At 62.9% G+C, this 22,092-nt stretch carries 19 protein-coding genes; 13 read left to right on the top strand and 6 right to left on the bottom strand.

Annotation, left to right across the window (positions count from 1 at the left end; all coding sequences use genetic code 11):
- Positions 1-547: GTP cyclohydrolase I (locus Q0C17_RS15035; protein ID WP_291208006.1), on the bottom strand; the 547-nt coding region annotated here is incomplete at its 3' end.
- Between the two features lie 341 nt (positions 548-888).
- Here Q0C17_RS15035 and Q0C17_RS15030 point away from each other — a divergent pair.
- From Q0C17_RS15030 to Q0C17_RS15015, 4 genes are all read left to right on the top strand, one after another.
- Complete coding sequence (locus Q0C17_RS15030; protein ID WP_366914839.1) at positions 889-1,281, top strand: DUF393 domain-containing protein; 393 nt, start codon at positions 889-891, stop codon at positions 1,279-1,281.
- 142 nt (positions 1,282-1,423) lie between these two features.
- Positions 1,424-1,984 (top strand): LemA family protein, encoded by a 561-nt coding sequence (locus Q0C17_RS15025; RefSeq protein ID WP_291208002.1) that lies wholly within the window; start codon positions 1,424-1,426, stop codon positions 1,982-1,984.
- Positions 1,981-3,705 (top strand): DUF2207 domain-containing protein, encoded by a 1,725-nt coding sequence (locus Q0C17_RS15020; protein ID WP_291208000.1) that lies wholly within the window; start codon positions 1,981-1,983, stop codon positions 3,703-3,705. The genes Q0C17_RS15025 and Q0C17_RS15020 overlap by 4 nt, the downstream gene beginning before the upstream one ends.
- A gap of 289 nt (positions 3,706-3,994) precedes the next feature.
- Complete coding sequence (locus Q0C17_RS15015; RefSeq protein ID WP_291207998.1) at positions 3,995-4,981, top strand: hypothetical protein; 987 nt, start codon at positions 3,995-3,997, stop codon at positions 4,979-4,981.
- A 111-nt stretch (positions 4,982-5,092) separates the two neighbouring features.
- Here Q0C17_RS15015 and Q0C17_RS15010 read toward each other — a convergent pair whose 3' ends face one another.
- Entirely contained in the window at positions 5,093-7,054 is a 1,962-nt protein-coding gene (locus tag Q0C17_RS15010) for a beta-galactosidase (protein WP_291207996.1), read from the bottom strand.
- Between the two features lie 8 nt (positions 7,055-7,062).
- Positions 7,063-9,123, bottom strand: coding sequence for an alpha-galactosidase (locus tag Q0C17_RS15005; RefSeq protein WP_291207994.1), 2,061 nt, complete (start codon positions 9,121-9,123; stop codon positions 7,063-7,065).
- Positions 9,124-9,285: 162 nt separating this feature from the next.
- Between Q0C17_RS15005 and Q0C17_RS15000 the strand changes: the two genes are divergently transcribed.
- Genes Q0C17_RS15000 through Q0C17_RS14990 form a run of 3 tightly spaced genes read left to right on the top strand, consistent with a single transcriptional unit; the run spans position 9,286 to position 12,215 of the window.
- A complete protein-coding gene (locus tag Q0C17_RS15000; RefSeq protein WP_291207992.1) occupies positions 9,286-10,317 on the top strand; it encodes a hypothetical protein in 1,032 nt (343 codons plus the stop codon).
- On the top strand, positions 10,314-11,324 hold the full coding sequence (galK, locus tag Q0C17_RS14995; RefSeq protein WP_291207990.1) for a galactokinase: 1,011 nt from the start codon (positions 10,314-10,316) through the stop codon (positions 11,322-11,324). The genes Q0C17_RS15000 and galK overlap by 4 nt, the downstream gene beginning before the upstream one ends.
- Positions 11,325-12,215 (top strand): aldose 1-epimerase, encoded by an 891-nt coding sequence (locus tag Q0C17_RS14990; protein ID WP_291207988.1) that lies wholly within the window; start codon positions 11,325-11,327, stop codon positions 12,213-12,215.
- A gap of 307 nt (positions 12,216-12,522) precedes the next feature.
- Here Q0C17_RS14990 and Q0C17_RS14985 read toward each other — a convergent pair whose 3' ends face one another.
- Both Q0C17_RS14985 and Q0C17_RS14980 read right to left on the bottom strand, forming a co-directional pair.
- On the bottom strand, positions 12,523-13,359 hold the full coding sequence (locus Q0C17_RS14985) for a hypothetical protein (protein ID WP_291207986.1): 837 nt from the start codon (positions 13,357-13,359) through the stop codon (positions 12,523-12,525).
- Positions 13,360-13,430: 71 nt separating this feature from the next.
- A complete protein-coding gene (locus Q0C17_RS14980) occupies positions 13,431-14,561 on the bottom strand; it encodes a hypothetical protein (RefSeq protein WP_291207984.1) in 1,131 nt (376 codons plus the stop codon).
- 450 nt (positions 14,562-15,011) lie between these two features.
- Here Q0C17_RS14980 and Q0C17_RS14975 point away from each other — a divergent pair, with 450 nt between their 5' ends.
- The 5 genes from Q0C17_RS14975 to Q0C17_RS14955 all read left to right on the top strand — a co-directional run bounded on the left by Q0C17_RS14975 (position 15,012) and on the right by Q0C17_RS14955 (position 20,402).
- On the top strand, positions 15,012-15,818 hold the full coding sequence (locus tag Q0C17_RS14975) for a hypothetical protein (RefSeq protein ID WP_291207982.1): 807 nt from the start codon (positions 15,012-15,014) through the stop codon (positions 15,816-15,818).
- A gap of 489 nt (positions 15,819-16,307) precedes the next feature.
- Positions 16,308-16,490 (top strand): hypothetical protein, encoded by a 183-nt coding sequence (locus Q0C17_RS14970; RefSeq protein WP_291207980.1) that lies wholly within the window; start codon positions 16,308-16,310, stop codon positions 16,488-16,490.
- Between the two features lie 96 nt (positions 16,491-16,586).
- Positions 16,587-17,996 carry a serine hydrolase domain-containing protein gene (locus Q0C17_RS14965; RefSeq protein ID WP_366914837.1) on the top strand — a complete coding sequence of 470 codons (1,410 nt, stop codon included), beginning with the start codon at positions 16,587-16,589 and terminating at the stop codon, positions 17,994-17,996.
- Positions 17,997-18,057: 61 nt separating this feature from the next.
- Entirely contained in the window at positions 18,058-19,419 is a 1,362-nt protein-coding gene (locus tag Q0C17_RS14960) for an MFS transporter (protein WP_366914836.1), read from the top strand.
- Between the two features lie 17 nt (positions 19,420-19,436).
- The gene (locus Q0C17_RS14955) at positions 19,437-20,402 is read left to right on the top strand and encodes a VOC family protein (protein WP_291207976.1); all 966 of its coding nucleotides are present in this window, start codon (positions 19,437-19,439) and stop codon (positions 20,400-20,402) included.
- Positions 20,403-20,408: 6 nt separating this feature from the next.
- Here the strand turns inward: Q0C17_RS14955 and Q0C17_RS14950 are convergent, their stop codons facing one another.
- Complete coding sequence (locus tag Q0C17_RS14950; protein ID WP_291207974.1) at positions 20,409-21,062, bottom strand: TetR/AcrR family transcriptional regulator; 654 nt, start codon at positions 21,060-21,062, stop codon at positions 20,409-20,411.
- Positions 21,063-21,162: 100 nt separating this feature from the next.
- On the opposite strand from Q0C17_RS14950, the gene Q0C17_RS14945 reads away from it, so the two are divergent.
- The gene (locus Q0C17_RS14945; protein ID WP_291207972.1) at positions 21,163-22,077 is read left to right on the top strand and encodes an alpha/beta hydrolase; all 915 of its coding nucleotides are present in this window, start codon (positions 21,163-21,165) and stop codon (positions 22,075-22,077) included.
- Positions 22,078-22,092 lie beyond the last annotated feature (15 nt).

Raw genomic sequence — 22,092 nt, 5'->3', positions numbered from 1 at the left:
GGACCTTGTTCATCAGCACTTCGGCCATTTGCGTGATGGCCTCCTCCTGGATCTGCGGGCGCGACATGATCCACTCGGCAAGGCGCGAGTATTTTGACAGTCCGATGAGGTTGGAATGCTCGTTGGGCATGATGCCGATCCATAACCGGCCCATGATCGGGCAGAAGTGATGGCTGCAGGCGCTGCGGACCTTTATGGGACCGACGATCATCAACTCATTCAGGGATTCGGCATTCGGGAACTCTGTCACCGCCGGCGGCTCGACATAGCGGCCGGCAAACACCTCGGTCAGGTACATTTTCGCGACGCGCCGGGCGGTATCGTGCGTGTTGTGATCACTCTTGGTGTCAATCACCAGGCTGTCGAGCACGCCTTTGAACTTGCTTTCGACTTCCGCCAGCAACTCGTCGAGTTCGCCCGGCTTCAGGAAAGCCGAGATATTGTCGTTGGCGTGAAATCTTTTCTTGGCGCGTTCGATGCGCTTGCGGATTCTGGAGGAAACCGGCTCTCCCGGGGTGGTTTCAGGCGTCTTGGTCTTATCGTTCATGTGCAGCTTGGTTCTCTGGCAGGAAGGCAGGACGCCAAGGATCTGGTGCCTGCGCCGCCGTGCATGTCTTGGCGTGTGCCCAGTAACTAATCCGGCGAGGCGCAAGGTCAAAAATGCGCAAACCGGCGCCTGCGCCGAAGACAGGGCCATGACGTCCACTTGCCGCCAGGCTGGCGGCCCTTTGTATAGACCCCGCGCCCTTGAAGTACAACGCGCGCGGAAGGGGCAGCTCCCCGGGGCGATCCAGCAACGCGGCGCCAGCGTAAACCAAAGCGCCCACTGCCTGAAGCTGGGAGCCGAGGCGCAAGCGATGCGCCCTGAGGAAAGCCCGCCGCATGTCGATGCCAGAACACAAGACGCCGGACACCCGTTCCGCGGGCCGGGCCGACGCACGCCTGACCGTCTGGTTTGACGGGAGCTGCCCCCTGTGCCGGCGCGAGATCGCCTTGTTCCGGCGGCTGGACCGGCGCGGGGCAATCCACTTCGAGGATGTCAGCCAGCCCGGCGCCGGCTGCCCGCTGGACCGCGCCGACCTTCTGGCCCGTTTCCATGCCCGGGAAAAGGGCCAGCCAGTCGTGTCCGGCGCAGCGGCCTTCGCGGCCATTTGGCGCGCCATTCCCGTCCTGAGGCCCGCGGGTGAACTGGCCCGGATCCCGGTGCTTCTGTGGCTGCTTGAGCGCCTCTACGTAGCCTTCCTCAAGATCAGGCCGCGCCTGCAAAGCTTGTTTCGGTAGGCCGCACGGAGCCTCTTGCGGCGAAACTTGGCTTGCCCTCTGCCCTGCCCGGCTTGTCGATGGCGGCCGGCAAAGCTTGACGGTGCGTCCGGCATGCCGTTTCTCGGGACGGGATAGACGTGATGTCAGCGGAGAGATTGCGATGATGATCTATGGTCTTGTCGCGGCGGCCCTGGCGCTGCTGGTCGGGGTCATCTGGCTCTACAATCTGCTCGTTCACAAATGGCAGATGGTCAACAATGGCTGGGCCGATATCGATGTTCAGCTGAAGCGCCGATCCGACCTTGTGCCCCGTCTCGTGGACGTCGTGCGCGCCTATGCGGCCCATGAGCGGACCCTGTTCGAAGACATCGCGGAAAAACGCTCACTAGCGCTCATAGCAGGGGAAGACCCGGTCCGGCGCGCCGAGGCGGAAGGAGCGCTTTCCGCGCCGGTCACGCAACTGCTGGCGCTCGCGGAAGCCTATCCCGATCTCAAGGCGAGCCTGAACTTCGCAGATCTCCAGAGCGAACTCGTCGATACGGAGAACCAGATCGAGATGGCGCGCCGCTTCTATAACGGCGCCGTGCGCGAACTGAACACGGCCGTGCAAAGTTTCCCGGCAAACCTAGTGGCGCCGGTGATCGGCTTTTCGCCGCGAGACTATTTCGAGATCCGGAGCGCCGACCGGGAAGCGCCGCAAGTCAGGCTGGGCCCGACATGATCGCACGTCGGTCTCTGGTCTTCGCGCTGCTCGCCGGGCTCCTGTCGGTGCTGTTTGCCATGGCAGCGGGCGCAGATGAGCAGATTGACAGGTTCGACGTGACGCTCGTCGTGCAGACCGACGGCGACCTGATTGTAACCGAACGCATCGCCGTGACGGCCGAAGGCGGGCAGATCCGCCGGGGCATATTCCGCGACCTTCCGAGATACTTCGAAAACAACGGCGCCCGGCTTACCTACGGCTACAGCGTGCTCGGCGTGCAGCGTAACGGCCGGGACGAGCCCTTCGCCACCGAAACCGACGGGGGCGCCTACAGGATCCGGATCGGCGACTCGGACGTGTTCCTGGAGCCTGGAGCGCAAACCTACGAGGTCCGCTACCGCGTCAGGAACCAAGTCCGCTATTTTCCAGGTTATGACGAAGTCTACTGGAACGTGACCGGCAACTACTGGTCCTTCCCGATCCTGGCGTCCCGGGTAAGCGTAGAGCTTCCGCCGGGCGCACGGGTCTCGGCGACGAAGGCCTATACCGGCGCTCTGGGTCTTGCCGGCGCCGACTATACCTACGCCGAGACAGATGGCCTGCACACGTTCGAGACTACGCGCCGGCTTGCTGCAGGCGAGGGACTGACGATCGCGATCGGGTTTGACAAGGGATTGATCGACCCGCCCTCGCCCATCGACGAAGGCTGGCTTTGGTGGCAGCACAATGGCGCGCTCGCGGTCCTGCTGGCGTCATTGGCGGCGCTCTCCTGGTTTCATATCCGCAGTTTTGACCGCGTTGGCCGCGATCCGCCGAAAGGGCCGGTATTTCCGCTCTACGAGCCGCCGAAAGGGTATTCGCCGGCCGCGGCGCATCACATCTACTACCGCGGACTTCGCGGCAACGGGGCGATGATCTCGGCGCTGCTGAACCTCGCGGTCAAGGGGCGGATCAGGATCGACGCGTCGCAGAAGAATGTCATTGTCCTTGAGAGGATGCCGGGGAAAGATGCTCCGGCAGGCCTTTCGGCCGAGGACGCAGCGCTCGTCAAGCAGCTGTTCAGCACGGCCAGCCGCAAGGTTCTCGACCGGCAGTATGACGCGGGCTTGACCAGCGCCTACACGTCGTTTTCTTCGGCGCTCTCCCGGAAATACGGCGCGGCTTATTTCAGGTGGAATGCCGGCTACACGATTGCAGGCCTCATCGTCACAGCGGGCGGCCTCGCGTTTGCGATCACTCAGGCATCCGTGTGGACGATGTGGCACACAGCGACCGTTCTGGCGCTTGCGGCCCTGAACATCCTTTTCCTTTACCTGATGCCCGCGCCGACGCCGAAAGGCCAGAAGGTCCGTACCGAGATCGAGGGCTTCCGGCTGTACATGGAAACCGCTGAGAAACTGCAGCTCAATGCGGTCGAGGTGGGCAGCGCGTCACCGCCTCCCATGTCGAAGGCGCGCTACGAGACCTTCCTTCCCTACGCGGTGGCGCTCGGCGTCGAGAAGCCATGGACCCGGCACTTCGAAAAGCTTCTGCCGACGGAAGCTGAAGACTACCATCCCGCATGGGCGGGCTTCTCCAGCAGCAGCGGCCGATCGCTTTCAGGGCTGAACGACGCGCTGATCTCGAGCCTGAGTTCCGGCGTATCAAGCGCGCTGCCGCAGAGCTCGGGTTCGTCAGGGTCCGGAGGCGGAGGCTCATCCGGCGGCGGTGGAGGCGGCGGCGGCGGCGGCGGTTGGTGAACCCAAAAAGCCGGCAAGACCGGACGAGGCGCCCGCCTGACCCGCAGGGCGACAGGACCGCACTGCTGCCCTCCCTGCCCCGGCTGACGGTCTGCCTGGCGGCTGCCGACGCAACCGCGAGGGATCGCCGCGCAGACTGCGCTCAAGGCGGCGCATTGAAGGGCCCCGGCAAACTAAGGGCCATTACGAATGCGCGGGCGCTGATCTGCCGTGTACGAAGCTCCCGGAGGGCCATTCCAGACTTGCCGGTCGGCAAGAGGGGCAGGCTCCAGCACAGACAGGGGCAATCATGGGTACCAGGACCGCGAAACAGCTTGGAGAAATGCAGGCCAGCCGTTCAGGCGGCGCGGCCGGCGCGCGCGGCAATCCTCCATCACCAAACGCCCTGCGCGCGCTTGTCATCAGTGCGGCGCTTGCGCTTTTGCATCCGGCAATGTCCGCCCAGACCTTCGACGTCTCGCTGCCGGAAGACAGCCTTCGCGCCGTGTCGGCCGGGATGCCGCAAGTCATGGCTCAGGCCCCGGCAGCGCAAAGAAACAAGCGCTTTCCAGATGAGGCGACGGTCGGGATCAGGGCCTTGTCGCTCAAGGGCGAGACGCGGATCGCGCCCCTGGCCTGGTCGCCGGACGTGATCCCCTGGAGAGGGGAAAAGGTGGACAAGGTCGACGTGATCGAAGACGGCCAGTCGGTGACGAGGTACTGGTCCGAACTGGAGCCGGGCGCCCGGCGAAACTTGCTTTCCAATTCTTACACGACGACCCAGATCATCGAGATCAAGTCCGACGGTTCACTCTCGATCATACCGGTAACCGGAAGCCTCAAACGGAAAACCTATATCCTCGTGTACAACAACTTCCGGTACATGGACGCGCCCTGTTCGGCGGCAGATCCGGGCGCCGGGCGTCTCCTGGTCGGCGTCGGCCTCAGGGTCGAAGCAACCATCAAAGCCAAGGAAAGCGGCATCGGACTCGGCCTTCCCAAGCTGGCGCTGTCGGCCAGCAGCGGCAAGCTCGAAGGGGCCCTTAAAAGCGAGATCATCGGAATGGCCTCTTCTTCAACCTTGAGCGAAGTGGCGGGTGGCTCGGCAACCAGCGCCGACTATGACTCACTCGTGAAAGCCTCCTCCGCCTATTCCGTCGCGAACGCGCTCATGGAGTCGAACGACTTCTTTGCCGTGCCGCACGTGGTTGGCTTTGTCGACTTGAGGGGTGCGGGATCCTGCCAGCAGGCGATGGAGGCCGCACTCGCCAAGGGCCCAGCGGGCTTGCCCGACTGATGCCGGTCCGCCGTCAGGTCTGGCCCGTGTCCCAGGCTGGCCTGACGGCGGATTGACCCGTTCAGGCAGCCGCCAGCGCCCGGTCTGCCGGACACGCGCCGGAGCGCGCCCTCACCCGGTGCCCGCCTTGCAAGGCCAGGCGGCGATGTCAAAAGGCGCAAGGTCTGCGCTGCCGATGAGATAGGCGTCCGCGCTGCGCGGTGCGCCGATCCGGCAAAGGTCCTGCCGGCCCGGCCCGTAATTGAAGGCAAACTGGATGCCTCCGGCGCGCCGAAGCCGAAGGTCGGGTCCGACATCGCGGCGGGCAAGGCCGGCCGCGTCACACAGCCGGCCGACCAGTTCGGTCATGAGGCTTTCGCCTGGCCAGAACGCGGCATAGTAGAGCCTCCCATTGCGCACCCAGGCAGGTTTACCATCGGCAAAGCGGCCAAGAACCTCGGATCCTGTTGTGATCGTCTCGCGCCAGCGCTCGGCGCGCAGCACCTCCTCACCGACCTGCACATCCACCGGTACAAAGTCCGGCAGGGTCTCGAGCTGTTCAACGCGTACGTCAAAGGCTCGTCGCAATCGCCCCGGCGCAAGAGTTTCAGGGATCCGGCCTTCCGGTGTCCGCGACCCCGTGAGCGCCGTCGCAAGGACGAGCGCGCCCGATGACGTCAAGTGGGCCTCCATCTCTTGGGTAATGACAGGCACGCTCGGCACGATCACGACCTTGTAGCCGTCCAGCTTGGTATCGCTGAAAACGATGTCGACATTCCGCCCGAGGCGCCGGCAGGCCGCATAGGCTGCCCGGCTGGGCTCGAGCGGACCGCGGCGATTGCCCTGCGGCTGGATCTCGTGTTGCCACAGGCTGGGATAGTCAATCAGGATCGCGATCTCTGCGCGGTCTTGCGCCATGCCCGCGACGCGTTCCATCTCGCGTCCGACCTGCCTTATCTCTTCAAGCACGGGCTGCGGGGCGCGGTCCGGCGCAAGAAGTCCCGCATGCATCTGCTCCTGCGCAAACGGCGCCTGCCGCCACCGGAAATAGCTCACGAAATCCGCGCCGTGCGCGAATGCCTCCCAGGTCCATACCCGCACCATGCCCGGCGCCGGCGCCGCGTTATAGGTCGCCCAGTTTACCGGGCCGGGCTGCTGTTCCATGACGGCCCAGCGCGGCGCGCAGGCGCGGAAGACGTCATGATTGAACGCGGCAAAATCCGGGTCCCCCGCCCTCAGCCAGCGCGCTTTGAGGTCCCGGGGGGCCTGGCTTTCACTGAGCAATCCGATCGGGTAGCTGTCCCAGGTCGCGATATCCAGTGACCGCGAAATGTCGCGGTGGTCGAGCCGGTAGAAGTCCCCGATAAAATTGTGCGTGACCGGACGCCCGGGGCTGTGGCGGCGGATGATGTCGACCTGGAGCTGGTTGTAGCTGCACATCTGGTCAGAGCAGAAGCGCCGCCAGTCCAGCCGGTGTGACGGATTGGCCTCTGTTACCGTCGCCGCCGGGGGATCGATCTCGCCGAAAGCGTTATATTCCTGTGACCAGAATACGGTTCCCCAGGCCTCGTTCAGCGCGTGAATGTCCGTATACCGATTTTCAAGCCAGACCCTGAACGCAGCGACCGCATCTGCGGAGAAGCTTTCGTCCGAGCCGTGATGACCATATTCGTTGTCGGTCTGCCACATCGTCACACCGGGATGGGCTCCGTATCGGCGCGCCAGAGCCTCCACGATGCGGGCCGTCTCGGCACGGTAGGTCTTGGACGAAAAGCAATAGTGCCGCCGCGACCCGAACTTGCGGGGATTCCCATGCGCATCGAGAGGCAGGATGTCCGGGTACGCATCAATGAGCCATTTCGGCGGGGTCGCGGTCGGCGTGCCGAGCGTGACTTCAAGCCCGGCCGCGCTGAGCACCTCGATCGCCGTATCGAGCCAGGCCCAGTCATAGGCCCCCGGTCTGGGCTCCAGCCTGGACCAGGCAAACTCGCCGATCCGGACATGGGTCAGCCCGGCCGCGCGCATCAGGCGCGCGTCCTCCGGCCAATCGGATCTGGGCCAGTGTTCGGGATAGTAGCAGACACCGAGTTTCATGCAGGCACTCAACGAATTTGATGGAACTGGAACAGGCGCCCGTGGTGAGGCATGCGCGGATCGCCTTGCAATCCGCCCCAGGCGAGCGCCTCGGCGGTCTCAACCCCGAGGTCCCGGCCGCCCGCCTCGCCAAGGATGAGTTCCTGGACCGAATAGCGCGCGCCCTCCGGCAAGCCCGGAACCGCGATCCGCGCCTGCAGGGGATAGGCGGACATGCCGGTCCTGAGGACCCGCAGCAGGAAATCACCGCCCTCCGGATGGATGACCGCCGAGACGTGCAGCGCAGGGTCCGCGGTACCGAGAACCTTGTAGGTACCTGCGTGCACGAACGTACGCAGCTGCTTGTGGAGCGCGATCACAGCGGCCAGCGTGGCGCGCTCATCCGCAGTCAGCTTTGCCGGATCAAGCTCTACCCCGAGGTGCCCGAACAGCGACACGAGGCCCCTGAAAGCCATCGGAAAGACACGTCCGGTGATCGGGTTGGGAGACGGCCCGACATGGCTGCCCATCATTTCCGCCGGGATATACCGGGACAGGCTGTCCTGGATGCGGATCCGGTCCAGCGCGTCGGTGGCATCACTCGCCCAGAAGCGCATGACACGCGGCAGAATGCCGAAATCAATCCGCCCGCCGCCGCTGGCGCAGCTTTCGATCTCCAGATCCGGAAACTCCGCCTGCAGACGATCGAGAAGGTCATACAGCCCGCTCACCTGCGCCGTCGCGGTCAGCCTGCCCTTGTGTGTGGCGGGGTAGAGTTCCCGGTTACAATCCCATTTCAGGTAGTCGATCCCGCCGGGCCGGAGCAGCGTCGACAAGGCGCCAAACAGGAAATCTCGAACTTCGGGATTGGAGAGATCGAGAACCAGCTGGTTGCGCCCGGTCGGCGCCATGTCATCGGGATATCCCAGCGCCCAGTCAGGATGCGCCCTGTACAACTGGCTCTCGCGGCTGACCATCTCTGGCTCGACCCACAGACCGAAGGACATGCCGAGTTTCCGGACAGCGCCCATCAGGGGCCCGAGCCCGTCCGGGAAACGGTCACGGTCAGGGGTCCAGTCGCCGAGGGACGTCCTGTCATTCCGGCGCCCGGAAAACCAGCCATCGTCGAGCACGAAACGTTCGGCGCCGAGCTGCGCCGCCTGGCCCGCGAGGTCTATAAGGCTCGCCTGATCAAAGTCGAAGTAACGCGCTTCCCAGGTATTGAAATGCACCGGGCGGGCCAAAGATCGCACGAGACGGCGTGCATGGCCGTGCCAGGCCCGCGTCAGTCCGCCGAAACCCTGCGCCGAGATCGCCAGGAGCGCCTCGGGTGTTTCGAACGTCTCGCCCGGCGCAAGCAGGATTTCGCCCGGCTCATACAGCGCTTCTGCCAGCAGTTCACCGGCGCCGTCCCGAAGCCGCTCGGCCTGGATGCGATGGCTGCCGCTCCAGGCGAGCTGGACACTGAGGACGCGCCCGGCGGTCTGGCCCGCGCCGGCCTCGCAGATGATGAGGCCGGGCGGTCCGTCAAATCCGGAACGCCCCAGCCGCGCGGCCTTGCCGATAAAGCCGGCCTCCAGCGGGCGGCGCGATTGGTGCCCCTCTCGCGCCCATGAACCATATCCGGAGACGATCTCATCAGCCCAGTCCATCAGCGGCAGGAGCAGCGCGGCGCAGCGCACGAGGAGGACCGACTGCGAGCCGCGATTGTGCACCCGGGTGCGCATGTGCACCAGCCCGTGCGCGAGGCGGATCTCGACCGCAGCGCTCAGCCCGAGCGCCTGATCGGCCGAATGCAGGCGCATGCCGGCGCCGGATGTCTGCTCCATCGACACCGGTCTCAGCGCGGCGGCGCGCCCGTCGGCCATGCCGACAGCTTCGAGAAGGGATGATCCGTCATATCCATCCCCTCGCTGCGCCAGGAGACGCGGGCCAGGTGGGTGGTCCGGCCCGGCCGGCAGGACCGGCGCCGGCCCCATGCCCTGCTCGGCGGATGCCGGGCCAAGGTAGACAAGCCTGAACCCCGACGCTTCCGTGCGAACGACTTTCAGGGCAAGACCGCCCTCGGAAAGGCGCAGGCTGTCTGTCATCTGCTCGTTCCCGCCCCTTGTTGCCGCTGCGTTGTTTCTAGGATCAAACACGCTGATGCGGTAGCTATCTAATATCCACTTGCCTTCACCGGGCAGAGCAGCTTTTTAGGCCCTATGTTATACAAACCGTCAATAACCAGACTCGATGGGGCAACCGGACCGGTGTTCCGGCGGGATCATCTCAAGGCGGATGGCCGGTGCCTCGCCCTTTACAGTTATGCGCCGCATGACGGTCCGGTCCTCGGTGAGCTCCTGCGCCCCGAGACAGCGCCCGGCGAGCTGCGACAGGACCCGCTGCGGGGCACCTGGGCCATCTATGCTCCCCACCGGCAATCGCGGACCTTCCTGCCCTCTGCGGCCGACGATCCGCTCGCGCCGGGCCGGCCCGGCGCGCCCGACACCGAAATCCCGTTCGAGGATTTTGAACTGGCGGTTTTCGAGAACAGGTTTCCGAGCCTTGCCCCGGTCACCGGATCGGACAGGCTCAGCGACTGGGCTTCGGGCCCCGCACATGGCCAATGCGAGGTGGTCGTGTTCTCCAAGGAATCGACCGGGAGCCTCGCCACGCTCAGCCAGGCGCGCCGGGTGCTGCTCATCGAGGCGCTGATCGATCGCTACAGGTGCCTGCATGAGGCCGGATTTGCCTATGTCATGGCGTTCGAGAACCGCGGCGAACAGGTCGGGGTCACGCTGCCTCACCCGCACGGCCAGATCTACGCCTTCCCAAGCGTTCCGGCGCCGCAGGCGTCGGCGGCCAGAGCTTTCGACAACGGCTTCGACCTCATCGCCGAGCACGCATCCTGGGACGGCAAGTTCGACGTAACGGCGGACGGCGACCTTTCGGTCTTCTGCCCCCCCTTCGCCCGCTTTCCCTACGAGACCTGGATCATGCCGCGCCAGCGCTGCGCCGGCCCCTGGGATATGGACGCAGGCAGCATCCACTCGCTTGCCCGGCTTCTTGCGGAAGTGCCCCGCAGGCTGGACGCGCTTTTCGGTGAGCCCATGCCCTACATGATGAGTTTCCAGGCTGCGCCGGCCGGCGCTGGCCCGGCCTTCCAGTTCACGGTGCAGTTCTGCCCTGTCCTGAGATCGGCCGGACGGCTCAAGTTCCTTGCCAGCGTCGAGCAGTTCACCGGCGTCTTCACGGTCGATGTCGTGCCCGAGGCGGCCGCAGAAAGGCTGAGATCACTATGAGCTTTGCGAGGACACCCGGGCGCGTAAACCTGATCGGCGAATGGATCGACTTCAACGGCGGCACCGTGCTGCCCATGGCGCTGTCGCAGTCGGTCGAACTGGAACTGCGCGGCAACGCGCAAGCCGTTGACCGGGTCCAGTCGCAGCAGTTTGCAGGTTGCACCGGGTTCGGGCTCGACGCGCCTGCTGCCGGGCACTGGTCTGATTATGTCCGCGGCGGCCTGCAATATGCGCGCCGTCAGGGCTGGCTGACGGGCGGCCAGGATGTGACCTTGACGAGCAGCATTCCGGTCGGCGCCGGCCTGTCATCTTCGGCGGCCACCATCGTGGCAGCGCTCAAAGCCGCGAGCTGTCATCTGGAAGGCATCGATCCGGTGCAGATCGCCCGTGCCGCAAAGGCCATCGAGAACGACTTCATAGGCGTGCCCTGCGGGATCATGGATCAGATGGCCGTCGCCGTCGGCGCGCCGGGCAGCGTTCTGGCGCTCGACACGCGGGATTGTTCGTATGAGATCATCCCGGTTCCCGCGGACTGGACCATCGCCGTGATCCATTCCGGCATCGGCCGCGCCCTGGCGGACGGACGCTACAAGATCCGGCGGGAGGAATGCCTTGCGGCAGCCGAAGCGCTCGGTGTCGCGTATCTTTGCGACGGCGAGCTTACCTCTGCTGCGGCGCTTTCGCCGGTCCTCGCCCGCCGGGCCCGTCATGTCATCACCGAGGGTCACCGCGCGCTGAACGCCGCCGCGGCGCTCCGGTCTGGCGACCGGCAGGCCTTCGGGGCGCTGATGAACGCCAGTCACGCGTCCCTGCGCGATGATCTCGACGTCTCGGTCCCGGAGATGGACGCGATCGTGCACGACGCAGCCGCGCTCGGCGCGGACGGCGCGCGTCTCACTGGTGCAGGCTTCGGCGGGTGTTTTGTTTGCCTGGTCCCAGCCGAGCGCGCCGAGACCTGGTGGAACGCGTTGAAGGCACGTCATCCAGGCGCCGCGCGGATCGCCTGAATGGAGACCGCTGATGTCTGCACGCTGCAATCGGGCGAATGGCACGTGGAGATCGACGCGGCGCGGGGCGGACAGGTTCGGGTCTGCCAGTGGCGCGGCCACGACGTCTTTTCGCCGGCCAGGCGCGGCGCCTGGCCCGAGACTGCGGGTGCCGGATGTTTCCCTCTGGTCCCGTTTTCAAACCGGATCCGGCAGGCCGCGTTCAGCTATCTCGGGCAAAGGACCTGCCTGCCCGCGCCCGAATTTGCGATGCCGCACGCGCTGCATGGACTTGGCTGGCGGTGCGCCTGGTCGCTGCAAGTGTCCGGCCCCGATGAGCTGGTCATGGTCCAGAACAACGCCGGCGGGGCCTGGCCTTGGCCCTATGCCGCAAGCCAGCATCTAACAGTCCAGGCAAACCGTCTGACCCTGGCGCTTTCCCTTAAGAATACGGGGACGCAAACCATGCCGGCCGGCATTGGCCTGCATCCCTATTTTCCGCGCCGGCCCGGTCTTGCCCTGTCCCTTGAGGCGGAAGGCTGCTGGCAGACCGACGGCGCCGATCCGGGCATTCCGACATACTGGTCTGCGCTTCATCCGCCCACAGATGGTTTGCGGAACGTATCTCCAGACACGCTCGACCTCGACAATTGTTTCACAGGCTGGAGCCGAACGGCCCGGCTCGAATATGCTGATCCAAAGTTCCGGATTGACCTTTCAGCCAGCGCTGCGTTCTCCAATCTCGTGATCTATTGCCCGGCCGGCGGAGAATCCCTCTGTCTTGAACCTGTTTCACACGTGAACGATGCCGCCAACCTTCCCGGCCTAGACGCCTGGCAGCAAATGGACAGTCTCGAGCCTGGTGACTGCCTGACAGGGACGTTGAGCATCGACGTCTGCGAACCGGCATAATCCAAGCCCTTCAAGCCTTCTGCGGCAACAAGATCGCACGTTGTGCGCCCTGGCGAAAATTGGCAGAAAATGCAAATCGGCCGTCAGGACGCTGTGCTGTGCGCTTGTTGAAAATGGCTTGCCTGGCGCTGCTTGTATGCCAACCAGCGCACGCCGATGACAAACCGTTAGTTATCGAAGACCCTCTAGCTACCGCGCTTCTGGAGAGTGCCGCTACGCCGGAGATCGATGCTGATGAAGCAACCCGGCTCGTCGCAGCCATAGTGGAGGACCTGGGGACCGGAGCCCCGCATGACGAGGTTGCGTTTCAGCAGCCTGACGGTTCAGTTTTCTTTCGGCTGCCGAGCAGCCCGCCAACTGTTCCGCCCAAGGAGCGCCCCCAGCCGCCGCCGAGCACGCGGCCGCCAACTTCCTTCCCGACAGTTTCGGCGCTGTCAGACGAGCTGCTGCCGGGACAGGCTGCGGGCGTCGTCTCGGCTGTCGCTGCCCCTTGGCCGGACGAGGCCGCGCCGTTCTCGGCTTCCGTGCCCACCTGAATGAAGTTCCCGTTCTGGCCGCCGACCCACGGGGTGCCGCTCACAATGTCATTCACCGAATAAGGTTGGTAGACTTGGGACGGCGCACCCGAAGGACTCGCGGGCTTCACGCTGATCTGGACGAGGTTCTGCTCGCGGTCGAGGAAAAGCCCGAGGACCGTGCCGGAGGAAAGGATGATGTCGTCGGAATGATAGGGATTATTGTACCACTGCCGATTCATGCCATCGACCGTGATGCGCGGCGCGATGAAAGGATGGATCTCTTCGACGAAGGTGCGGAATGGGACCCTTCCCACGTACCAGTAGTCATCGACCGGACCATCGCATTTGGGGTCGCCGACGGTCTTGACGGCGTCGAGCGTGAGCCCGCTGATGGGCGGCAAACCGATCGAGTCGAATGCCGGTGGGCGCGCGGCGAGCGCATCCGCCTGGGCTTTACCTCGGGCCGGAGAGTAATCGATGCAGTCGGCGAAGGCCGGCGCGCCGCCCAAACAGAGAAGTACGGCCGCGGCCGCCAAACCTTTGTTCAACATGATGTCACCTGTTTCCAAAACGAGTACCGCGTGCGCCCCAAGCAAAGCACTGCCGACCGGTCTGTGCAGGGTCAAGGCAGCGATAGGCTGCGCACCGCGTTTGTCCCCCCGCAGCGGGACAGTTGGCGCTGGGGCGGCTTGCCGCCTCACCACTCCGCTGAGCGGCCGATCTCCATCAGCCGGTCGGCGGCTTGCACCATGCCGTTTGCGCCCACGCGTGCCGCCAAACGCTCTGCGAGCGTACGCGCGGTTGAAACCGCAATGTTCAACTCCCTGGCTGCAGTCTTCAACGTCGCATTCGCATCGAGCGCGCACAGCAGCTGGATTTCTCGCCCCGATGCCTGAACCGCGAGCGCGCCGCGAAGCCGGAGCAGCAAAGGCGGCACGAACCGCGTCAGCATTCCAATGCGCTCCAGTTCGCCGTTCAATCCAATCATCGTGGAGATGCGCAACTGAAACCGGCCGTACCCGTTATCCTGAAGCAGCAAGCTCACGCCCCGCCGGTCCGGGTCCTGCATCGGGCGCAGCGACAGGTCGAACATGGTGCTGCGAAAAGCTCGTTCATCGACCGAACCGGCCAAGGTCAGCGCGGTCCTTGCGCCACCATCAAGCTGCTGTGCGCCAATTTGCGCTTGGTTGGCCTGCTCCACCATCTGCCGACCCAATTCTGCGGCGCGGGGCCCGCCGCCCGCTAAGTCGCGCAGAATCTCGGGGCCTCCAAAACTCATCGCCGCGATGCGCCCATCTGTCCCGAAACGGATCTGCACGCTCTCTGCCGGACTGAAGCCTTCGTCGGAGGCTGGGATCGGCTGGTCCAGTGCAGCCTCCAGATACGGCGCGCAGTCTTGCACGAACGTGACGTGCGAGGCTTCAAACGCGGCGTCGTCGTTGCCGCGTGACGCAAGCATTATCCCGATGCGCCCTTTGCGCGAGAAAAATGCACCGTACAGCCCGTGGCGAACATTGCGCTCGCGCCAGAGCGACTCCCAGGGCATTGGCGGCGTCCTGGCACCCCACAAAGTTACGGCAACGAACCGTTCGGTGCGCTGACCTGACAGAAGGTCCTGCGGCGAGGGTGTCTCCGGGGGACCCGGCCAGAAGTTCGACGAAAGCGCCGCGCGGATCTCGTCAGTCATGGTTTCGGTGCCGCGCCACACTTGAAAGTCGCTCTGCGGAACGTCCTGATTTTCAAGTACGTAGAACGCGGGCACCGAATTGGTGTTTAGAGTCTCGGCGATGACGCGAATCTGCTCGCCAATGATCTGGTGTGCAGACAAGCCTGACCTGCAGAATGCCCGGAGACGATCCAAGGTGCGGCGGCTGCTTGAGCGTCCGTTCCTCCCAGTCGCCGTTTCGGTGCCCTTTTTCATGCTTTGAACTGCCCGCCCATTCACAGAGTTTGAGTCCAAGCTGGGCCAACCAAAGTCAAGAGAACCGGCGGCAAATTCGGAAATGTCCCGCGAGTGCGCGTCCCGCACGGGCGCAAATCGACGGCCGTCCAGCCGCCGCGGGAGGCTATCCCTGTAACAGTTTCCGGCGAGGTGCCGGACGCAGGCCGGCGCAAAGGCCGGCGGCCGCAACCGGGAAAGCCCCTTGCAATGACCAAATGTCGAGCCTGTAGCCGGGGCAAGCTCCACCGGACTTTCGTTTGTGCACTGAAAGACCGCCGCTTGCCTGCGGCGGCACGCAAGGGCAAAGATGGCGCATCACGCCTGGAGGGAATGCAAGTGCCCAAAACTGCGGCTATGTTCGCGCTGACCGCGCTCTTCGCCACACTGACCGCCTGCGAAAAGCCCGCCGCCACGAGCGACCCGGCTCCCGCCTCGGCAAAGGGCGGCGCCCCATCGGACGAGACGCCTGCCACAATGCCGGATCCGGCGCCGGCTGCATCTGCTGCCGGACCAGCTGCAAAACCGGGCGGCGGCCTGCTTGCCGAGGCCTCAGGCGTTGAGGGCAACCTTGCCATAACGATCCGGTGGTCGGCCGAGATTGTGACGGGAATCCCCGCCGAAGGCCTGACCACGTCAGTCTACAAGCGCACGGCCCAATTGCTCTGCCCCGTCACGTCCAGCGCCGAAGCTCCCTATTCGTACTTCGCGGTCATGGATGATCCGAACGCTGAACCGTTCGCCGCCACCGGCGCCTACCAGCCCTGGTGGAACGAGGACTGCACCGGCAGCCTGACAATCGAAGACAGCTACCATGCCGACGATCCGACCCTTGCCGGTCCTGAACCCATTGTCCGGACAGCCGGCACGCGGCCGCTCAGCACCGGCGATACACCCCTGACGGTTGAGACCGACCTGAACAAGGCGCGTACGCGCTACATGTTCCTCTCACCCAGCGCCGACGGTTTCCAGCAAGATGAGGCTCCTGGCTATCCTGCCAAGCGCGTCGCAGCCTCCGCCGCGCCGATGGCGGTGATGGATTTCACGCTTGAGGGTCCCATTGGCGATGGCAAGCAGGAGGTCGTCGTTCAGGGCGGCATGCTCTATGTCGACTGGACGTTTTCGCGCGGGCGCACGACGCCTTAGTGTTCTCTGTGTCGCGCCGGCAGGCACGTCCGAACTTCCCCAGCTTTGAGCGATGGCCGCGCGGGCGTCGCTCAATCTGTCAGACCCAAAGCCGGACATTCGCCCAGCCTCATTCTTACGGCTGTTTTCGGCGAACTGCCGCCGGGTTTCGGCTCAACATCCTGACGCCCGCATTGGAGCTGACGTGACCGGGTGAAAGTGGTCCGGGCTTTGTGTTAGATTTCCGGCGGATTTCCTGAAGGCGGAGGTTCGCAGTGAAGAAGAAGCGCTGTTCGGCAGAGCATCGCTTCAATCTTCCCTGTTGGTCAGAGGCTTCTGGCAGACGCAAAGGGCCGCCCTCGGCATCCCGGCGCTATGGATGCCGCTTCATCCTGAGACTGATCTTTTCGTAAGGCATCGCCCTGCACTCTGATTCGGCAAAACGCCTTTGCCGGCTTGGGCAAAACTGCCTACCTCAATTGGCCGGTCGAAGCGTTCAGGATCGATCTCATGGCGAACGCCGATTTATCTCGTTTCGTGATCTATTGCCGGCCAAGCGAAGGCGTCTTTTGTCTTGAGCCTAACTCGAGCGAGAATGACGCCGCCTACCTGCCTGGAATCAGCGCAGCGCAGGCGCTGGACTGCATTGAGCCAGGAGAGGCACTTGAAGGTCCGCTATTTGTCGGCGCCTAACTCAGCGACTGGGGCAGACATATTTCGCCGCAAAAGGCTCTGGCTGCGATTCATCAGCTCCGCACGCAGTCTTGAAATTTCCGGCTCCAGCCATTATTGACGATTATTATAATATTGTTCAGGGAGAATATCTTGACAGCTTTTTGCCTCAGCATACTCCGCAGATCTCTGTCGGCTGCACTCGCCACCGTCATTCTCAGCGCATGCGCGACCGGCGTAACGGCGCAGACTGTCGCTGCCACAAGCGATTCTGCCCGAGAACAAAGGGTCTCTGAAATCGCCGAGGAGGCAATCGAAAAACGCCTCGCGCCCGGCGTACTGACCATGATCCGTGATGCGGAAGGTATGGTTTTTTTCGATGCTCGAGGTCTTAGCGACATGGAGACCGCGCGTCCTTTGCGGCCCGACGATCTGTTTCGGATGTACTCGATGACGAAGCCCGTCGCCACCAGCGTCGCCATGATACTGGTTGATGACGGCACGCTTTCCCTCGACGATCCCGTTTCGAAATGGATTCCAAGCTTTTCTGGTGCGACCGTATACGAAAGCGGAACCACCCTAGAGAACTTCAAGACAAGGCCGCTTGACCGCCCCGTTCTCATTCGCGATCTCATGCAACATACGGCCGGTCTGGGTTATCCGTTCAGCCAGAGCGATCCAGTAAGTGCGCTCTTCGTCTATCGCGGCATCGAGACCGGTAGCCGGGCAGATTCGCCCCCGGCCGATGGCAGCGCGCCACCCGCCACGCTCGGTGAGATGGTCGACCGCCTTGCCACGATTCCGCTGCGAACGCAGCCGGGCGAAGCCTTCACTTATGGCAATGCAACGGACGTGCTTGGCCGGGTCATCGAGGCGGCAACCGGACAGCGTTTGAGCACTGTAATGGCCGAGCGCCTCTTCGAGCCCCTCGGCATGAAGGATACATTCTTCAGCGTTCCCGACGACCGGCATGACCGGCTGACATCGGCCTATCGCGCAATCACCCAGGCGCGCACCCAAGATGCCATACTTGATCTCGCGGACATCGACAGCCTGCCTGCAGGTGAACTCGCGCGTGTCGATGAAGCCGCCACAAGCCCATTCTCCAGACCCTACCCCATCGATTTCGGCGGAGCGGGGCTCGTCAGCACAGCCGACGACTATCTGAGATTTGCGCAGATGATCGCGAATGGCGGCGTGCTGGACGGCGCGCGAGTTCTGAGCGAAGAGAGCGTCGCTCAGATGCTGACAGGAAGCCTTCCTGAAAAGGCCCGCCAGACACCAGGCCTTGCCGGCAGAGGACTCGACTTCGGGCTCGGCTTCGCGATCCTTGAGGATCCGAGCATCTCCGGACTGAGCATCCCTTCTGGTACTGCATTCTGGGGCGGCGCCGCTTCCACAATCTTCTGGGTCGATCCCGGCAATCAGATGTCGGGGGTAATTCTTACCCAAGTCTTTGGCGGCGACTTCCGCGCGGCGTACCTCGGGATGATCGATGCCTGGTATCGCGAGTCTGAATCTCCTTGACGTCTCGGTGCCATGGAGATCTATTGACTAATATTATAATAATATCCGGCGCAGATCGGAAATGGGAGGAATGGCCGGAATGGCTCAGCAGAATGTGTCTCTGAGGACCATCCTGGCGTACGGGTGCCTGTCACTTCCGATCGGCACAATTGGGCTTCCGATCGCGATCTATCTCGCGCCGCTTTATGCTGGTCAGCTCAGCCTCAGCCTGCAGATGATCGGCGTCGCTTTTCTATTGGCGAGGCTTGTCGACTTCATTACCGACCCCCTCGTAGGGGTACTCAGCGATCGCTGGCGCCCGGCAATCGGGCGCCGCCGGGTCTGGCTCGTTCTCGGGACGCTCGTCATGATGGCAGGCGTCTTCCTTCTCTTCCGGCCAGCCGAAGGGATCGGCATCTGGTACTTCTTTGGAGCGGTCTCGCTCGTCTACTTCGGCTATACCTTGCTCGGAATTCCTTATGCCGCCTGGGGCGCAGAGCTTTCGTCAAGTTATCATACCCGGACCCGGATAACATCGAGCGCCAGATTCTTCGATATTGGCGGCCTGATCATCTCGACCCTGATCCCCGCTGCGGTTCTGGCACAGGCCGGTGCAACGAGCGCTGATGTAATGCATCAACTCAGCGTGTTTATCCTGATTGCCTTGCCGATCGCAGCGACGATCGTTTTTTTCCTGGTGCCTGAGCCACAGGCGCCGGTTGTCAAGACTCCCTTTAACTTCAGAAAGAGCCTGGCGCTTTTGACAAGCAATGGCCCATTTGCCCGAATTGTTCTTGTGCTGCTCATCGGAACAATCGGTGAAGTCTTCCGTCAGACGATCACGCTCTTCTTTGCGAGGGACGTCATTGGTGTAACCAATATCGGCGCCGTCTATTTCTACTACTTCGTCACCGCCCTTATCATGGTTCCATTCTGGCTCTGGCTTGCGCAGCGTATCGAGAAGCACCGCGCATTGACACTGGCCTTTATAATCATTGCCATCACGAACGGCTCGATGTTCTTTCTGGGTGAAGGTCAGGAGCTTGCCTTCATAGCGCTCTTCGTCATCAAAGGAGCCTGCTACGGACCGGTCCTGATGCTTCCTCCAGCGATGATTGCCGACACGGTCGATATTGATACTGCAAAGACAAAAGATCGCCAGCAGGGTCTGTTCTACGCCCTCGCGGGGATGATCCAGAAAATCGGTTACGCGCTTGGCGCTTCCCTTCCCCTCATTATCCTGGGCATGGTGGACTATAACTCGAACGGCGAGACCTCTCCGGCAGCTCTGAGCGTCCTCACGCTCTGCTACAGCATCGTTCCGGGCGTCCTGGTCCTTGCGGCGGCCTGGCTGACGATCGGCTATTCTCTGACTGAGGCCCGTCACCTGGAGATCCGCAAGCAGATCGACGCAGACGGACCGCCTCTCGAAAAGCCGGTCTGAGAGTAGGCGATACGTCCATGATCAAGGGGATCCACCATACCGGTCTTTCTGTCCTCAGCCTTGACCAGGCGATCGACTACTGGACCGGATGCTTCGGGTTCGAAGTCGCCGCCCGGTTTGACGTCGAAGACCGGGCCGAGACCCGCGCCCTGATGCAGACAGACAATCCTGCTTCAAGGGCGGCCTTTCTGACCGGGCCGACCGGTCATCTTGAGCTGTTTGAATTTGAGGCAAACAGAGGAGCTCAGGCAGAGGACCGCAGCGTTCACGAAGCCGGCATCCGGCATATCTGCCTCCAGGCGATCGACGCCAATGAGTTGTTTGATCGGTGCGCAGCGAATGGTACGCGCTGGCACGCACGACCGGCAGGTCTCGGCACCGGAGCGCTCTATGCCTATGTCCGGGACTGCGAAGGCAACATCGTCGAACTGGAAGGTGTCCCGTGGGGGCCGCAGGAGCAGGCGGCCCCGTGGTATGCTCATACAGCTTTCGTTACCCCGGATATTGACCGGCTCACGGCATTTTACGAATTCCTGACGGATACACCGGTTCATGACCGCGGCGCGTTTGGTCCGCACCGCTCCTTTGACCGGGTAGCCGGTCTCGAAGGTATTGTGTTCAAAGGCGCCTGGATCCGGCTTGCAAATGCGACGCTTGAGTTCTGGCAGTACGAAACGCCGCTGACGACCGCCAGCCCACGCAAGAATGTAGCGCAACCCGGCTGGAACCATATCTGTTTCGAGGTAAGCAACGCCCACGAGACATATGCCCGGCTCGCGGAAGCCAGTATCAGGCTTCATGCGCCTCCCGTTTCAAACGCCTTTGGAATACTTTTCTACGGCCGCGATCCGGACGGCAACATCTTCGAATGTCTGGAGGTTTCGCAGCGTCACCGCGCCTTGTCAGTTGACCAGTTACAGGGCCGTGAGTTCATTGTCCGCCTCGAAAAGGCGATCGCGGCGCACTATCGATCAGCCAGATAACACAGACTAAACGGGCGCTGACTTTCGGGCGCTGCGCTTCCTGAGCTTACCGGATGAGCAAGCTTTCGACACAGCCTGCAGGCTTCCCATGATCATAGTGACGAGTAGATCCTCGACAAAGTCTATGTCGTCAGGGTGCTGATCGAAGTAGGCACCAGCAGCGCTACTGAGCCCGAGGCCGATATCGATTGCGGGCTCGGCGATCTGACGAGGAATCCCGTACTCTCTGACGAGGCGCTTCGACAGGTAGTCTACATACATCTGATGATGTTGAGCATCTATGTCCCGTAGGACTTCTGCCACATCCGGCTCCAGCATCAGCTGCTGGATGATGATCCCCTTCTCCCGGACATATTCCAGCATCGCGCGGGACGTTGCCCGCACCATGGCATCCATCGACTTATGTGATCCGGCGAGTTCAAGATTGTTCTGGCGGTTACGCTCGACTTCCCGAAGAAGAAGCGCTTTCAGGAGCTCAATCCGGTTTGGAAAGTAATTGTAGACCAGCGGCTTGCTCACACCGGCTTCCCGGCCGAGCTTATCCATGTTCAGAGCCGAGACGCCCTGCTCCCGGATCAGCGCAGCAGCATGATCCAGAATGAGTTCGCGCCGGACTTCCGGCGCAAGGCGTGTACGAACGGGTCGAAGTGATTTTGACATGATCGCCTGTTAGAATAGAGGAATGTATATTCCAATAACACCGGCGCAGGGATTGGCAATGCGTTATTGACGTCATTTCTAATTGTTGCGAAACATCGCCATGCCGCAGTCTACCCGGTCCAGCAAAGCAGCAGAGATCCGGGAAGTGGTCCGTCCGGTGAACCGCCTCGCAATGAACGTCGCATCCTGTGGCGAAGGACCCGCCATGGTCCTCCTGCACGGATTTCCAGATCACTGGCGTGTCTGGCGGCCATTGATGGAGCGCCTCGCTGACGATTTCACTCTGCATGCCGATCAGCGCGGTTACAATCTGACTTCGCGCCCAGCAGATGTTTCTGCATACGGAACCGAGCACCTCGTGGCCGACATAGCCGCACTAATCGCCTCGATCAGCGACGAACCGGTCTGCCTGGTCGCGCACGACTGGGGCGCTACTCTCGCGTTCTGGCTGGCCATGCAGCAGCCTGATCGCCTGAAATGCGTGACAATCCTAAACGGTGCGCACCCCTACCTTCTGCAGGACGCCATCTGGGATGATCCCCGACAGCGCGCTGCGTCTCAGTATTTTGAGACGCTACGCTCAGAAGCCTTTGAGAATCTGGTCAAGCCGGATGCTGGCGAAAGTATTGCAGCCGAATGGTTCGGTCCTGAACTCGCGTCCGGCCGGATGAGCCGGCAGGACTATGACGGCTATCTAAAGGCCTGGCGGAGCCCCGGCGCGTGGGAAGCCATGCTGAACTGGTATAGAGCCGCGCCTTTCATCATTCCGCCTATCGATGCCCCGGCGCCGGAGAACCGCTGGACGCATGGGCGCGACTATCTCATCAAGGTACCCGTCCAGGTGATCTGGGGCGCGAAGGATACTGTGTTCAGCTCAGTCCTCGTCGACGATCTGAACCGGTATGCGCCCTGCCTCGATGTCCATTGCCTGCCTGATGCGGGACATGTTCCCCAAAGGGATGCACCGGATACCTGTGCCGATCTGATCAGGAGCTTTGCGGAGAGATTCCTTTGACACCAATTTATTGAC

It is taken from the genome of Hyphomonas sp. (assembly GCF_022844445.1).
Lineage (GTDB): Bacteria > Pseudomonadota > Alphaproteobacteria > Caulobacterales > Hyphomonadaceae > Hyphomonas.
The sequence above is the reverse complement of the archived record's forward strand: the minus strand, read 5'-3'. Positions and strand labels throughout refer to the sequence as shown.

What these genes read in the sequence shown, in the direction of transcription:
- Q0C17_RS14970 (WP_291207980.1), top strand. Translation starts at nt 16,308, where the DNA reads ATGGCGAACGCCGATTTATCTCGTTTCGTGATCTATTGCCGGCCAAGC.
- Q0C17_RS14950 (WP_291207974.1), bottom strand. Translation starts at nt 21,062, where the DNA reads ATGTCAAAATCACTTCGACCCGTTCGTACACGCCTTGCGCCGGAAGTC.
- Q0C17_RS14945 (WP_291207972.1), top strand. Translation starts at nt 21,163, where the DNA reads ATGCCGCAGTCTACCCGGTCCAGCAAAGCAGCAGAGATCCGGGAAGTG.
- Q0C17_RS15015 (WP_291207998.1), top strand. Translation starts at nt 3,995, where the DNA reads ATGGGTACCAGGACCGCGAAACAGCTTGGAGAAATGCAGGCCAGCCGT.
- Q0C17_RS15025 (WP_291208002.1), top strand. Translation starts at nt 1,424, where the DNA reads ATGATGATCTATGGTCTTGTCGCGGCGGCCCTGGCGCTGCTGGTCGGG.
- Q0C17_RS14990 (WP_291207988.1), top strand. Translation starts at nt 11,325, where the DNA reads ATGGAGACCGCTGATGTCTGCACGCTGCAATCGGGCGAATGGCACGTG.
- Q0C17_RS14960 (WP_366914836.1), top strand. Translation starts at nt 18,058, where the DNA reads ATGGGAGGAATGGCCGGAATGGCTCAGCAGAATGTGTCTCTGAGGACC.
- Q0C17_RS15020 (WP_291208000.1), top strand. Translation starts at nt 1,981, where the DNA reads ATGATCGCACGTCGGTCTCTGGTCTTCGCGCTGCTCGCCGGGCTCCTG.
- Q0C17_RS15010 (WP_291207996.1), bottom strand. Translation starts at nt 7,054, where the DNA reads ATGAAACTCGGTGTCTGCTACTATCCCGAACACTGGCCCAGATCCGAT.
- Q0C17_RS15005 (WP_291207994.1), bottom strand. Translation starts at nt 9,123, where the DNA reads ATGACAGACAGCCTGCGCCTTTCCGAGGGCGGTCTTGCCCTGAAAGTC.
- Q0C17_RS15030 (WP_366914839.1), top strand. Translation starts at nt 889, where the DNA reads ATGCCAGAACACAAGACGCCGGACACCCGTTCCGCGGGCCGGGCCGAC.
- galK (WP_291207990.1), top strand. Translation starts at nt 10,314, where the DNA reads ATGAGCTTTGCGAGGACACCCGGGCGCGTAAACCTGATCGGCGAATGG.
- Q0C17_RS14955 (WP_291207976.1), top strand. Translation starts at nt 19,437, where the DNA reads ATGATCAAGGGGATCCACCATACCGGTCTTTCTGTCCTCAGCCTTGAC.